The organism is Methylocystis sp. L43, from assembly GCF_015709525.1.
GTDB lineage: Bacteria > Pseudomonadota > Alphaproteobacteria > Rhizobiales > Beijerinckiaceae > Methylocystis.
Genome location: NZ_JADNRA010000012.1, coordinates 1 through 12912 on the forward strand (window position 1 = coordinate 1; position 12912 = coordinate 12912).

Annotated in this window: 11 protein-coding genes and 4 pseudogenes; 12 read left to right on the plus strand and 3 right to left on the minus strand. The window is 61.5% G+C overall.

Annotated elements, in window-relative coordinates; translation table 11 throughout:
- Positions 1-455 (minus strand): winged helix-turn-helix domain-containing protein (locus tag IYX23_RS01040; RefSeq protein WP_196398814.1); only part of this gene is annotated, 455 nt, incomplete at its 3' end.
- Positions 456-629: 174 nt separating this feature from the next.
- Between IYX23_RS01040 and IYX23_RS01045 the strand changes: the two are divergent.
- The 4 pseudogenes from IYX23_RS01045 to IYX23_RS01060 all read left to right on the plus strand — a co-directional run.
- Positions 630-1328 (plus strand): annotated as a pseudogene (locus tag IYX23_RS01045) (IS5 family transposase); the annotation flags it as partial.
- A gap of 389 nt (positions 1329-1717) precedes the next feature.
- Positions 1718-2863, plus strand: a pseudogene (locus IYX23_RS01050) (recombinase family protein); the annotation flags it as partial.
- 514 nt (positions 2864-3377) lie between these two features.
- Positions 3378-3512: pseudogene (locus tag IYX23_RS01055) on the plus strand (IS5/IS1182 family transposase); the annotation flags it as partial.
- Positions 3513-3650: 138 nt separating this feature from the next.
- Positions 3651-4714, plus strand: a pseudogene (locus IYX23_RS01060) (IS110 family transposase).
- Positions 4715-5172: 458 nt separating this feature from the next.
- Here IYX23_RS01060 and IYX23_RS01065 read toward each other — a convergent pair.
- Both IYX23_RS01065 and IYX23_RS01070 read right to left on the minus strand, forming a co-directional pair.
- On the minus strand, positions 5173-5598 hold the full coding sequence (locus IYX23_RS01065) for a hypothetical protein (RefSeq protein ID WP_154453995.1): 426 nt from the start codon (positions 5596-5598) through the stop codon (positions 5173-5175).
- Positions 5598-5885 (minus strand): hypothetical protein, encoded by a 288-nt coding sequence (locus IYX23_RS01070; RefSeq protein WP_124740360.1) that lies wholly within the window; start codon positions 5883-5885, stop codon positions 5598-5600. Before IYX23_RS01070 ends, IYX23_RS01065 begins: the two co-directional genes overlap by 1 nt.
- Positions 5886-6777: 892 nt before the next feature.
- Here IYX23_RS01070 and IYX23_RS19895 point away from each other — a divergent pair.
- The 8 genes from IYX23_RS19895 to IYX23_RS01110 all read left to right on the plus strand — a co-directional run bounded on the left by IYX23_RS19895 (position 6778) and on the right by IYX23_RS01110 (position 12912).
- Entirely contained in the window at positions 6778-7023 is a 246-nt protein-coding gene (locus IYX23_RS19895; protein WP_210332540.1) for a hypothetical protein, read from the plus strand.
- A gap of 287 nt (positions 7024-7310) precedes the next feature.
- Entirely contained in the window at positions 7311-7622 is a 312-nt protein-coding gene (locus IYX23_RS01075) for a hypothetical protein (protein ID WP_124740359.1), read from the plus strand.
- 922 nt (positions 7623-8544) lie between these two features.
- On the plus strand, positions 8545-9981 hold the full coding sequence (gene atpD / locus IYX23_RS01080) for a F0F1 ATP synthase subunit beta (protein WP_196391681.1): 1437 nt from the start codon (positions 8545-8547) through the stop codon (positions 9979-9981).
- Positions 9978-10430, plus strand: a complete 453-nt coding sequence (locus IYX23_RS01085; RefSeq protein WP_196391682.1) for a F0F1 ATP synthase subunit epsilon — start codon at positions 9978-9980, stop codon at positions 10428-10430. Before atpD ends, IYX23_RS01085 begins: the two co-directional genes overlap by 4 nt.
- On the plus strand, positions 10427-10711 hold the full coding sequence (locus IYX23_RS01090; protein WP_196391683.1) for an AtpZ/AtpI family protein: 285 nt from the start codon (positions 10427-10429) through the stop codon (positions 10709-10711). Before IYX23_RS01085 ends, IYX23_RS01090 begins: the two co-directional genes overlap by 4 nt.
- Positions 10708-10986: an ATP synthase subunit I gene (locus tag IYX23_RS01095; RefSeq protein WP_124740355.1), complete on the plus strand. Its 279-nt coding sequence runs from the start codon at positions 10708-10710 to the stop codon at positions 10984-10986. Before IYX23_RS01090 ends, IYX23_RS01095 begins: the two co-directional genes overlap by 4 nt.
- A 153-nt stretch (positions 10987-11139) precedes the next feature.
- Complete coding sequence (locus IYX23_RS20580; RefSeq protein WP_348643609.1) at positions 11140-12660, plus strand: F0F1 ATP synthase subunit A; 1521 nt, start codon at positions 11140-11142, stop codon at positions 12658-12660.
- Positions 12661-12669: 9 nt separating this feature from the next.
- Positions 12670-12912: a F0F1 ATP synthase subunit C gene (locus IYX23_RS01110; RefSeq protein ID WP_124740353.1), complete on the plus strand. Its 243-nt coding sequence runs from the start codon at positions 12670-12672 to the stop codon at positions 12910-12912.

The following is a 12912-nucleotide window of genomic DNA, read 5'->3' on the forward strand; positions in this document are numbered from 1 at the left end:
CGCCACTTCTCGATTGCCTCGGGATCGCGTTGATACGCGCGTTGCAGTGGCTTTTGCGGCGTCAGATTGAGTTTGGCGAGCAACTCCCCAACCGCTGTCAAACCAAGCCGAATGCCGAATTTGCGCTCGATCAGGTCAACCACCACCCTTCGGGTCCATAGCCCGAAATCCAGACCATATTGACGGGGATCATTGCCGTTGATCCAGCGAAATACCTGCTGTTCCTGACGCGCAGTGAGACTACGCGGCCGTCCGGGCGCCGGCCGCGACGCAAGCGCACGGACCCCAACCCCTGGTTTCGAGATCGCCGCCAGCCATTTGTAGATCGTCGTGCGGCTGAACCCGTAAGATGCGATGACCGCAGATGGCGCCTCGCCTTCGCGCACGCGCTCGACCGCCATCAACCGGATGGTTTCCAACGTTTGGTGATCGATGGTACGTCCGTCTCGCTTCATGACTCATTGAATCATCGTGCGAGATGATACTCAACGAAAATGTCGCCTTAATTAACGACTGATGAGTAATTTGTAAAGGTATTCTGCGCCTGCTCAGAGGCTGACCGAAAATGTTATTGAGTGATTTCAGCAGGTTGTGATTCCTTCGGATTTGCGAGATTCGAGGGAAGCACGATGGCCTGGACTGAAATCACCCGGCGCAAGTATCGGCGTGACGGACTGCGTTACGCAAGTCATTTGATGGACGCTGAATGGGCGCTGATCGAGCCGCTTTTGCCGCCGGCGTCGCCGCTCGGCCGTCCGCGCGACACCAACTTGCGATCCGTCGTGAACGCGATCCTCTATATGGCCTCTACGGGCTGCCAGTGGCGGCAATTGCCGAAAGAGTTTCCGCCTTACTCGACCGTGCAGGGCTATTTCTACGCGTGGTCGCGCGCGGGCGTGTTTGCGAGCATCAATCACGCCTTGGTCATGGCGGCGCGCGAGAAAGAGGGACGCGAGGCGAGCCCGACCGCCGGCGTCATCGACAGCCAGTCGGCAAAGACCACGGAAAGCGGCGGGCCTCACGGGTTCGACGCGGGCAAAAAGATCAAGGGACGCAAGCGCCATATCGTCACCGACACGCAAGGAAACCTCGTTGGTCTCGTGGTGCATGAAGCCGACATCCAGGACCGCGACGGCGCGCCGCGCGTTCTCTCTTCGATCCGCGCGCTTTATCCTTGGTTGCGTCATGTCTTCGCCGACGGCGGCTATGCCGGCGACAAGCTACGCGCCGCGCTCAAGGGCAAAGGATCGTGGATGCTGGAAATCATCAAGCGTTCGGACGCCACCAAAGGCTTTGAGGTTCTACCGCGCCGATGGGTCGTGAACCGCCGTACAATATTGCCAACATTTACGCCTTCGAGTGGTCGTCATCCATCGCGCGGGCATTTGGGCGTGCGCGTCCCTGTCGGTTAGCGCCAGAGGAGTCAGCCAGAGCGAGTCGATTTGTCGCAGACGAATCCGAGCCAAACGGGAGTTTGATGCGCGTTCGGCGGCGTGTCGCCACGCCGGAAGCCGATGGAGGCGCGCATGGTCCGGCGCACGGATCGTCCTCGGTTAAAAGTGCGCGTATCGTTCGAGACGACGAGGTTCAGCCAACAACATCTGATCGAGGTTTACGCTCGTCTCGCGCCGACCTCGCGCCGCAGCTTGCGTTTGACGCGGGAGGACGCGCCACCATCGAAGACTCTGAAGACGGCGATGGGGTCCGGGGGTAGGCCATGATCGCAGGACGGACCGCAATTTACGCGCGTGTTTCCAGCGAAGCTCAGGCGCGTGAGAACACCATCGCCAGTCAATTGGCCTCATTGCGCGAGCGTGTCGCAGCCGATAGCGTTATGCTCGAACCAGATGATTGTTATGTCGACGAAGGCTTCAGCGGCTCTATCCTTATACGCCCGGCGCTCGAGCGACTTCGTGATGCGGCCGCTGGCGGCCAGGTCGAGCGCTTGTATGTCCATGCCCCTGATCGCCTGGCTCGGCGCTACGCCCATCAAGCGCTGCTCATCGACGAGCTTCGGCGCGCCGGCGTGGACATCGTGTTTTTGAACCGGCCGATCGGGGATACGCCGGAGGATGATCTCTTGCTCCAGGTTCAGGGCGTGATTGCCGAATATGAACGCGCCAAGATTTTGGAGCGCGGTCGTCGCGGTCGTCGCCACGCTGCGCGCTCCGGTTCTGTCAGCGCACTTACTGGGGCGCCTTTTGGATATCGCTACGTCAACCGCAGCGACGGCGGCGGCGTAGCACGCTTCGAAGTGGTCGAGGAAGAAGCGCGTATCGTTCGGTTCATTTTCGCGTGGATCGGCCTCGATCGCCTGAGCCTGCGCGAAGTTTGTCGGCGCTTGCAGAAAATGGGTTGTCAGACCCGACGGGGATCAACGCATTGGTACGCATCGACCATTCGCGGCATGCTGGACAATCCTGCCTACATTGGGCGCGCGGCCTTCGGGCGTTTCCACTATTTGCCGCCGCGGCCTCAGCTGCGACCTCTGCGAGGCCGCACAAAGCCCTCGCCCCACCCGGTCTCTCGCGTTGCCGCGCCTACTGAAGAGTGGATTGATATCCCTGTCGCGCCAATCGTCGACAAGGCAACTTTTGAGGCGGCTCACGCCCAGCTTTGCGAAAACAAGAAGCGTAAGCGCGATCGCGAAAGCGGCTACGTCTGGCTGCTGCAAGGTCTGACGGTTTGTCGACATTGCGGTTACGCCTATTACGGAAAAATCGCTCCGCGCACGCGCGGCTACGACAGGACGAACGTCTTGCGCTATTACCGTTGCACTGGAGCCGACGGCTATAGGTTTGAAGGCAACGCCTTATGCTGCAATCTGCCCGTGCGCGCCGATCAACTGGAGCAAGTCGTTTGGGATCGAGTCAAAACTGTCTTGCAGGAACCGGAGCGCGTCGCCGATGAATATCGACGCCGACTCGCCCAAGCTGCTGACGGCGCCGCCGAGCAAGAACAGGTCGCCCGCTTGGATAAGCAGATGACTGCCTTGCGGCGCGGCATAAACCGCCTGATCGACAGCTACGCCGAGGGGTTTGTCGACAAATGCGAATTTGAGCCAAGGATTACGGGTATGAAGCAGCGCTTGTCGCAGCTCGAGGAGCGCCATGAAGCGGCTTTCCGAGCCGCGGAGAGTGAGCGAGATCTCTGCCTCGTCATCAGTCGCTTGGAGGACTTTGCCGCGAAGGTGTCTGACGGGCTCGACAAGCTCGACCGTGCCGGGCAGCGCGACATTATCCGCGCCCTCGTCAAGCGCATTGAAGTGGGCAACGATGGAATCGAGATCATATTCCGAGTACCACCGCCAAATGCGCCGGTCAGGCCAACCGCACCCGCCAAAACCCGACCCGCTTGGCAACAATGTACAGCGGTTCGTCGAGAGGACCTTCGCTTGGCTTGGACGCTGCCGCCGCCTCGCCAAGGACTTCGAAGCCACAATCGCCAGCGCCGTCGCTTGGGTGTTCGTCGCCAACATCCGCACGCTCACGCGGCGCATCGCAAGGACTTGACAGCAAACAGGATCATTTCGAGTCAGTCAGATGGGGTGATTGGGGTCTCGGCCGAGGGATGTTGAAGGCGGCTGCTCCTATCGAGATGTGAGAACGTGGTCGGTGTCGAATCGCCACGAGCATCAGGAAGGGGCAGCCATGAAGTATTTTGCCGGACTGGACGTGTCATTGGAAGAGACGGCGATTTGCGTGGTCGAAGAGACTGGACAAATCCTCAAGGAGGCGCGCGCCGCCAGCGAACCGGAAGCGCTCGACGCTCTTTTCTCGACCCTCGGCCTGCCGCTTGAGCGTTTAGGTTGGAGGCTTGTTCATTGACGGCGTGGCTGCATGGCGAGTTGAAAGCCGCCGGGTGGCCAGCGATCTGCATCGAGTCGCGACGAGCTAAGGCGGCCATGGGCGCCATGCCGAACAAGACCGACCGCAACGATGCGCGCGCTATCGCGCAAATCATGCGGACCGGATGGTTCCGTGCGGTACACGTAAAGACATCGACATGTCGTTCCTGGTGTTCGCCGCTGATCGCGCGCCGAACTGTTCTCAACGAGATGCGGTCGATTGAGAACGTGGTTCGGGCGATCTTGCGCGAAACCGGCCTCAAACTTGGAACGCCGGCGCGTAAGGACTTTATCGTCCGCGCCCGAGAGCTGATCGGGGGCGATGATGCTCTGGCGCGCATGATCGACCCTCTGCTCGAAATTCTCGGCGTGATGCTGCGCGAGTTCGCGAGACTGACCAAACTGATTCTCGACGTCGTGCGGGATGAGCCCATCTGCCGGCGCTTGATGAGCGCTCCGGGCGTTGGTCCCCTGACGGCTCTGGCTTTCCGAGCGACGATCGATCAGCCGGAACGGTTCGGAAAATCCCGGGATGTCGGCGCTCACCTAGGGCTAACTCCGCGACGCTATCAATCTGGCGAAACTGACGTCCAAGGGCGTGTCAGCCGATGCGGCGACGAACTGGCGCGCACGGCTCTTTATGAGGCGGCGCATTCGCTTCTGGTAAGCAGCAAGAAATGGTCGAGCTTGCGCGCCTGGGGCATGGCGGTCGCCAAGCGTCGCGGCATGGCGAGAGCCCGGGTCGCGGTCGCCCGCAAGCTTGCGACCATCCTCCATCGGATGTGGATCGACGGCGCTGAGTTCCGGTTCGGGTGTGAAAAGGCCTCTGCCGCTGGCGCCTCAAGGATGATCGCCGCAACCGCATAAAAGAGAGTGAACCAGCTGGAATTCGAATCCGCGCGAGCGGAAGGCGTCGTTCCCGTGGGGACGATGGGCAAAGCGATCTCGTTTAGAGTCCTGAGCCTGCCGGCGTAAGCCGGCAAGGTCGTAAAACAGATTGAGACGTTTTGCTCTTCTGACCCCATCATGCGGCGGCCTTCGCGCCGACCGCGAAGAGAAGCGAGTAACCTACGGGAACGAAAAGCCACCGATCGCGGATGTAAGAACAGGAGCAGCTTGACTCTGACGACCCCAATCAGAGAAGACTCTTACATCAAAGACTATGATTCCTGACTCACTGGGGACTTGTGTAACGCAGTCCGTCACGCTGATCTTTCCGCCGGTGATTTTTGTCCAGGCCATCGTGATCCCCTCAAATCTCGTAAATGCAAAGGAATAACAACTGACTGAAATCAATCAATATTTTCGGTCAGCTGCAAAGATTGCTATTCGACTACGTCCCTCTCTCCATTTTTTCGAGGGGCGCATAGGAGCGCTATACCGAACATGCTTGCGAACCATGTAATAACGGCGGCGAGCAGGTTGCCCCACCACGGATTCCCAAGTGCGAACCCAGCTGCCAGCACAGTCGCCGCGAGTAGACTGGTGAACTTCAGAAATTTGCCGGTGAACGCACGCTGGTCGGCAAGCTCATTGGCAAATTCATTGTTTTCGGGGGTGCTGGGAGTGACGGCGCACTGGCTCACCGCGACTCTAATTACACCGCCTATGGATCCCGCCACCAACCAAACAGCTGCAAGCCACCAATTGCGATGGATGACGCCAAGGAGAATCTCTACCGCGCAGCTAACGAAGAAGAATCCAAGAAGGTGATTCAGTCGTCGATGAGCTTCCGAATACGTGGCGATCATCAGTGCACCCAATGACCTTCGTCTCCGACGCGACCTTGCCCTCTGGCGAATAAGGTGCGTGAGTTCGTGAGAGAGCCCAGAATCGGACAAATTGTTCTCTGTTCTCGCGTTTCATCGGGTGCGCTGGGATGCGGCGTCCCCTTTCCCAGATAATCCTTCTCGAAAGCGAGCCGGCCGAGAAGCCTGACTGCTGCGGGGTCGGGCCGGCTGAGCACTTCGGCTTCGGTCGACTCGAAGGCCTCGCGGCGCACGAACTCGGTCAGGCCGGTGTTGCGCTTGTTCGCCACCGCATGGCCTCAGCCATTCGCGGCGGCCTTGTAGATGGCGTCGGCGCTACTACCGCCAGAAGCGGGCAAGATCGGCCACGGATTCCCCGTCTGCTCGCCGTCGGCCGGCCTCCTGTTTCTGCGCGAGGGTCATCTTCGCCGGTCTCGCCCACGTGCTGGCCGCGCTCCCTTGCCCAGCCCGCCCTTCGCTGGTACATGTGCGGATCAAGTCAGGCGCCCACATCGGCCAGGCCGTCTATCACGCCGACCATCAGCCGTCCGTGCTTATGGAGGTGTCCGGCCATGGTTCGGCAAAGCTCCCGGAACTGTCCGCCCACGCCCACGATGCGTTTGACGATCGCGAACGACTCGAAAGTCGGCCGGCGAGGCACTCGATCCTGGTTATCGCATAGCGTCGCCGGAAGCACGGAACTTGAGAAGCCTCCCCAAATCCTTGCAGTCCGCCTTCGCGCCCGAACCTTCCCGATGGATTATCGCGAAGCCGGCGGTCCTCAGCTGTTCGAGCTACCCTTCGAGGGTCTGCCCCACGGTCGAGACGCGAGCGTAACCGAACCCTTAACCTTTAGTGTGACAGTGCTCGTGAAATGGCCTGGATGCCCTTAATTCCCGTTCCGAAGCAAGCGATAGCGTCGCGGTGCTTTTCCAGATCGTCATATGGTAAGTAGCGCACCTGCAAATCGGCGACGCGACTGACGCAGGCCGCCGGAGCTGCGCACGAACCTCTCCTTCACGCGCATCGGGCGCAACGAGAAAGAGCCCGTCTGCCGCATGCAGATCGCTGCTCAAAGCAAGATCGAGCATGCAGACGATGCCGGAGTAGATTGACGTTATATGCCCTACTTCGAACGCCGCCATCACGCGAGTGCGGTCCCTATCGATCCACTGGATGTCAATGAGACGGATCGAGTCCACGCTCGGGGCGTTTTCTATTGAAACAGGAAGCGAGTCCAAGCATTCCGCGCCCAGCTGTCCTCCGTTGTGGGCCGCGATCGTTGGCGGCTACCCAAACCTCGTGATCAAGCTCCCGCCCGAGATCCTTGAGCCAAGCCTGGACCTCGGTGTGTGTGCGGTCGCCCTCTCGGTCGGCGACGAGGATGCCACAGACCTCCTCGCGGTCTCGTGGACGCAGACGCTTTAAACAACAACTCTCATGGGCTGAGCTACATCCGCCTTACCGACCTGATCGACCAGCCGCAATCTTGCGCCACAAGTTTAGTGCCCATGGCCCCGGTGTTGAGCCCGACGGTCTCTTCTGCGCACCTAGAAGCTAGTCCGCCCGCCGCAGGCGCACGCGGGGCTCAAGACCTCCTGCTGCCGCGCTTGACAAAGCGCCGTTCAATCCAATTTACCCCGCAATCTCGGTGCGATCTCAACGCCGCGGTGGTGATCCCGGAGCGACGGGATTTCGTTTGGCAGGAAGAGCATATGTCCTCGAACCGCATCAAAAGTCTGGCCCTGGCGACCGCGATCGCGACTTGCGCGGGGGTCGGTCTCCCTAGCATGGCGGACGCACATTACCGGGGCGCCCGGAACTACGGCTGGCATTCCGGCTGGCCCAAGGACTGGCATAGGCATCGCGGATGGGCGCGATACGGTTGCGCGCGGCCGGCGACGTACGCCTATGGCGGTTATGGCGGGACCATGGGCGCCGCAGCCTATGGCCGCCCGCCAGCCTATTATGGCTATGTTGGCGAACAGGGCGAGGGCGGTGTGGGGCTGGGGGCCCCGACCTTTTAGCGTTGTCTGTGCGCATCGCGCATGATCGCCGCCCGGTCATAGGCACCGGCCCGCCCTCGCGCGCGCGACGTCATTGGCCGTTATCCTTCGGCCGCGGTCTCTCTCGCGCTCGTTTTCGGCGGCGATATTCGCCTTCACGGCATCGTTCGGCGAGCGCATGGTCTCAGTGTAGGCGCGCTACCCTGCGATGGCTTCGCGCTCGGCGAAGCTGCGGGCCTGAATTTCCTGAACGGCTAGAGCGCAAGATTCACGCAACTTATTTGAGTTCATTCGAGAGTGGAGAGGGACGCGCGCCGGATCACGCAGGCGCGACTGCCGCTGCGCGTCGTGGACGCCCGCCGACTCGGCTGATCGCTCGCATTGCTGATCGCTCGCATCCTGCTGTCTTCGGCGCGCGCGGATCCGGCCGCGATCGCGTCGCTCGCCCACGCGCTCTCGAGGGATAAGGGATTCGACGCGCGGTTTGCCGACAAGCGCCGGCGGTGCGAAGCCGAAGAAGCGGAAAGCCGCTCGCGGCCTATCGCGCTGAAGAGCTTGCTCGCATGCGGCTCAACTTCTACGGCTTCGATCCAAGCTATCAGGTCGCGCGATACAATTTCATCCACAGGATCCCGAAGCCACGCACTCCTCTGACGCTTGCCCGGCGCCGATCGCAGCGTCACGACGGCGCAGTCGGCCGCAAATACAATTCATCAAACTGATCGCTGCGGCCACAACCGGCTGTCCGCTTGCGTTACGATTTCGACAATCAACTGAGGACCCCCTCGCTCGAGGTTGCAATTTGCTCGCCAAAGCCCTGCTTGACCCCTTGTCAAGAACTGCTTCCTTCGATTGTCTCAGTCAATCGCTTGAACCGAATCATTTATAAAAGCATTCTGTACCAGCTCAGGCGATCGGCCAATCGAGCGCTTCGGCGGCGGTGATGATCGTGGAACAAGAGGACAGGCGCGGAGCTCTTCTCGGACGGGTCACAGCTGTTCACGGCTCGGTGATCGACGTGCGGTTCGCGTCCGGCGCCTTGCCGGCGATCAACGAAGCCGTGGCGATCGAATGGGATCGTGGAGACCCAATTATCGCCGAGGTGCAGAAACATCTCGACGCCCATACAGTGCGCGCCGTTGCGCTCTCGAACACGGCCGGCCTGAACCGCGGCGTCCCCGCGCGCGCCATGGGGGTCGCGATCAGCGTGCCCGTGGGAGAAGCCGTATTGGGGCGGCTGCTCAATTCGATCGGCGACCCCGCAGACCGAGGGCCGGCGCTTCCTGCCGACATAGAGCGCCGTCCGATTCACGCGGCGGCGCCTGAAATCCACAAGCTTGTGGGAACTCTCGAGTCGTTCGCAACCGGCATTAAGGTCATCGACCTCCTCGCGCCGCTCGTGAAGGGCGGCAAGGCGGCCATGTTCGGCGGCGCCGGCGTTGGCAAGACCGTGCTCATCATGGAATTGATCCGCACGACCGTTGAGCGACACGCTGGAATTTCGGTCTTCGCCGGGATCGGCGAACGCTCCCGCGAGGGACATGAGCTTTTGCTCGAACTCCGGCAGTCCGGCGTGCTCGAGCGCACCGCGCTCGTATTCGGACAGATGAATGAGCCGCCCGGCGCCCGCTGGCGGGCGGGGCTGACGGCGCTCACCATGGCCGAATATTTTCGAGACACGGCTCGCGAGAATGTGCTGTTGCTCATTGATAACGTCTACCGCCTGGTTCAGGCCGGCAGCGAGGTATCGGGTCTACTCGGCCGATTGCCTTCGCGCGTCGGCTACCAACCGACGCTCGCCAGCGAGATCGCCGAACTCGAGGAACGCATCGCTTCCGTCGCGGGCGCGGCCATAACATCGATTCAAGCGGTCTATGTGCCAGCGGACGACTTCACGGATCCGGCGGTGGCGGAGATTTTCAGTCACCTTGACTCATCGATCGTGCTGTCGCGCGACATGGCGAGCGAAGGCATGTATCCGGCAGTCGACCCGCTCGCCTCGACATCGAGCCTTCTCGATCCTCGCCTCGTCGGAGAAACTCATTACCGGATTGCCCAGGACGTTCGCAAAGCGATCGCCCATTACCGTGAGCTCCGGGAGATTATCGCACTGCTCGGCATCGAGGAGTTGAGCGCCGCAGACCGGGATACGGTCAAGCGCGCGCGTCGCCTGATGCGATTTTTGACCCAACCCTTCATGGTGACTGTCGCCTTCACCGGTAAGTCCGGCCGCTCGGTGGAACTCGAGGCGACGCTTGCCGGTTGCCGCGCCATTCTGAACGGCGAGACCGATGATTGGGCCGAGAGCTCTCTCTATATGGTAGGCGACTTGGATGAGGCCCGGCGCAAAGAAGCCCAGACAACGGGAGCGGCTTCATGAAGCTCACCGTCGCCACGCCGCTCGCGATCGTCTTGGAAGCCGACAACGTTTTGCATCTGCGAGCCGAAGATGAAACGGGAGCATTCGGGCTCCTGCCCGGGCATGCTGACTTTCTGACTGCGCTCGCGGTCTCCGTGGTGACATGGCGTGATCAGCACGGAGCCGAGCATCACGTCGCCGTATATGGCGGAATGCTTGAAGCGCGTGGCGGCGACGCCGTCGTCCTCGCAACGCGGGAGGCGGTTTTTGGAGACGACCTGCACCGCCTCGAAACCGAGGTGCTCGTTGCTTTCCGCCGGGGAATCGAGGAAGAGCGGGCTGCACGGACGGACAGCGAGCGGCTCCATCTTGCGGCGATACGGCAGATTTGCCACTTTCTCAAATCCGAACGTGTTCCGGGCTCTCCCGGCGGGACAAGCGCTCCGCGGTTCGATGGTCTCGGCCAATGATCCAGCAGCCAGAAAACCACGAGCGCCTCCATGAAGCCGTCAAGAGGCGGCGCGAACGGCGCGCGCGCTGGCGGCAGGAGGGTGAACGGCCGCTTGGCCTGAACTTGGCGATGATCGGCGTGCTCGGTTGGACGATCGTTGCGCCGACTCTGCTCGGCGTTTTCGCCGGGCGCTGGCTCGACCACCGGTTCGCCTCGGGAATATTCTGGACCTTGGGACTGCTCGTGGCCGGCCTGGCGCTCGGCTGCACCCTTGCCTGGAAGAGAATTTACCGCGAATGACTCATGACGCCTTCCCTTCGATCGCCGGGCTCGCTTTGGCGATGGCGTGCGCCGGATTCGTCTTTGGGCGCGTCTATTTTGCCGCCTTGCGTCGAACCGCAGTGGGGATAGCCGCGGGGAACCGTTGGATGTTTCTCTTGGCCTTCACATTAGGTCGCTACGGGGCGGCGATAATCCTCTTGGGGCTTTCCGCGCAGCTCGGCGCGATTCCACTGTTGAGCATGTTTCTTGGTTTCCTCGCGGCGCGTGGGGTCGCCCTGCATTCGGCGAAGTAGGACGAGTGACGCCAGCGCATCGGCCTTGTGTGCGCCGACCATGGAGGAAGTGATGAACCGCCAAGCGTTGAGGGTGAAAGCGGGTTACGCGGTCGAGTCGGCGAGCGGCGCGACACGCCAATATACGACGCCGTTAGGAGCTGGGTCATACGCATGGCGCGCCGTTCGATCATTTCCTCTCTCGTCAAATCCGTGAAATCGCCTTTCGTTCGCCTGGCGCTCGCGGCGTCCCTGTGCGTCGCGACGGGCGCGACAACGTTGGCCGCGAGCGGCCCTTGGACCAGATGTCGCGGCGCCGACACCGATGCGCGGATCGCCGGCTGCGCCGAAATCATCGCTCGCGGGAATCGAGAAGCGAAGCGCAATCAGATCATCGCCTATGTCAATCGGAGCGGCGCTTATCGAGCGAAAGGCGACTTCGCGCGCGCCATCGCCGATCTCGACAAGGCGGCGCAACTCGACCCGAAGTCGGCTTTCATCTTTGCGGAGCGCGCGTCGATCCATCTCGCGAAAGGCGATCTCGACCCTGCCATTGCAGATTACGCCAGAGCGCTGCAGCTCGACAAGAATTTGACGACGGCATACAGCGGCCGCGCCAGAGCGTATCTCGCCAAGGGCGATCTCGATCACGCGATCGCGGATTACGACCAGGCGATCAAACGCGATCCCGGGCTAGCGAGCGCCTACGACGGTCGCGGCCTGACCTTTTCCGCCAAGGGCGATCTCGACAAGGCGCTTGCCGATTTCAGCGAGGCCATAACCCTTGATCCCAAGTTCGCCGTCGCTTTCCTTGATCGGGCCAAGGTTTTTCAAAGTAAACAGGATCTCGATCGCGCGAGACAAGATCTCGAAGCGGCGTTGAAACTCGACCCCCAGCTCGCCTCGGCGCGAGAAGCGCTCGATGAAGTGAACAGGGCCATCGCGGAGAACGCCCCTGCTCCGCCCCCTGCGGCTCCGGCGGCCCCGGCTGCGCCTGCAGCGAAAGCGCCCCCGGACCGCTTGGAGCGGCCTTCGCCCCTGGCGAGCGCCGTGTTGTTCCGGATCGGTCCCGCCACTATCACGCGGGCCGTCGTGACCACCTGGGCGATCATGCTCGCCTTGACGATCTGCGCCTGGCTGATGACGCGCCGACTGCGACAGCGGAGGGATCGATCGGGAACAATTGTCGAGGTTCTCGTGACCGGCGTCATGGAGCAGATCGAGGAAGTCATCCGTACCGACCCGCGGCCTTATCTGCCATTGCTCGGCACGCTTTTCACCTTTCTCGTCGCGGCCAATCTCTCCGGCGTGCTGCCGGGCACCGAAGCGCCGACCAGTAAGCTCGAGACTCCCGCGGCGCTGGCACTCGTTGTGTTCGCATCGGTGCATTATTTCGGCGTGCGCGCGCAGGGTCTTCTCGGCTACCTCGCCAGTTTCGCCAAGCCGCGGCTGATCATGCTGCCGCTCAACATCGTGTCGCAACTGACACGGACCTTTTCGCTCATGATCCGCCTCTTCGGCAATGTCATGAGCGGCGAGTTCGTCATCGCTCTCGTTGTGGCGCTCTCCGGGCTCTTCGTCCCGATTCCGCTCATGGCCCTTGAGATTCTAGTCGGTATCGTCCAGGCTTACATCTTCACCGTGCTTGCAACCGTTTTCATAGGCGCCGCCATCGGCACTGTCGAAGCGGGCTAAGGGGGTTCCATGGACTTGAAGCTGATCAGCATCATCGGCGCAGTCATCGCCGTCTCCTTTGGCTCCATCGGGCCGGCGATTGCAGAAGGACGCTCGGTAGCCGCCGCCATGGACGCGATCGCCCGTCAGCCAGAGGCGGCCGGCGCCATTTCGCGCACGCTTTTTGTTGGGCTCGCCATGATCGAAACCATGGCGATCTATTGCTTGGTGGTGGCGCTTCTGTTGCTATTCGCCAACCCATATACGGGCTGA

Excerpts from the sequence above, each read along its gene's own strand:
- IYX23_RS01065 (WP_154453995.1), bottom strand. The coding sequence starts at position 5,598 with ATGATCGCCACGTATTCGGAAGCTCATCGACGACTGAATCACCTTCTT.
- IYX23_RS19895 (WP_210332540.1), top strand. The coding sequence starts at position 6,778 with ATGAGACGGATCGAGTCCACGCTCGGGGCGTTTTCTATTGAAACAGGA.
- IYX23_RS01075 (WP_124740359.1), top strand. The coding sequence starts at position 7,311 with ATGTCCTCGAACCGCATCAAAAGTCTGGCCCTGGCGACCGCGATCGCG.
- atpD (WP_196391681.1), top strand. The coding sequence starts at position 8,545 with ATGATCGTGGAACAAGAGGACAGGCGCGGAGCTCTTCTCGGACGGGTC.
- IYX23_RS01085 (WP_196391682.1), top strand. The coding sequence starts at position 9,978 with ATGAAGCTCACCGTCGCCACGCCGCTCGCGATCGTCTTGGAAGCCGAC.
- IYX23_RS01090 (WP_196391683.1), top strand. The coding sequence starts at position 10,427 with ATGATCCAGCAGCCAGAAAACCACGAGCGCCTCCATGAAGCCGTCAAG.
- IYX23_RS01095 (WP_124740355.1), top strand. The coding sequence starts at position 10,708 with ATGACTCATGACGCCTTCCCTTCGATCGCCGGGCTCGCTTTGGCGATG.
- IYX23_RS20580 (WP_348643609.1), top strand. The coding sequence starts at position 11,140 with ATGGCGCGCCGTTCGATCATTTCCTCTCTCGTCAAATCCGTGAAATCG.
- IYX23_RS01110 (WP_124740353.1), top strand. The coding sequence starts at position 12,670 with ATGGACTTGAAGCTGATCAGCATCATCGGCGCAGTCATCGCCGTCTCC.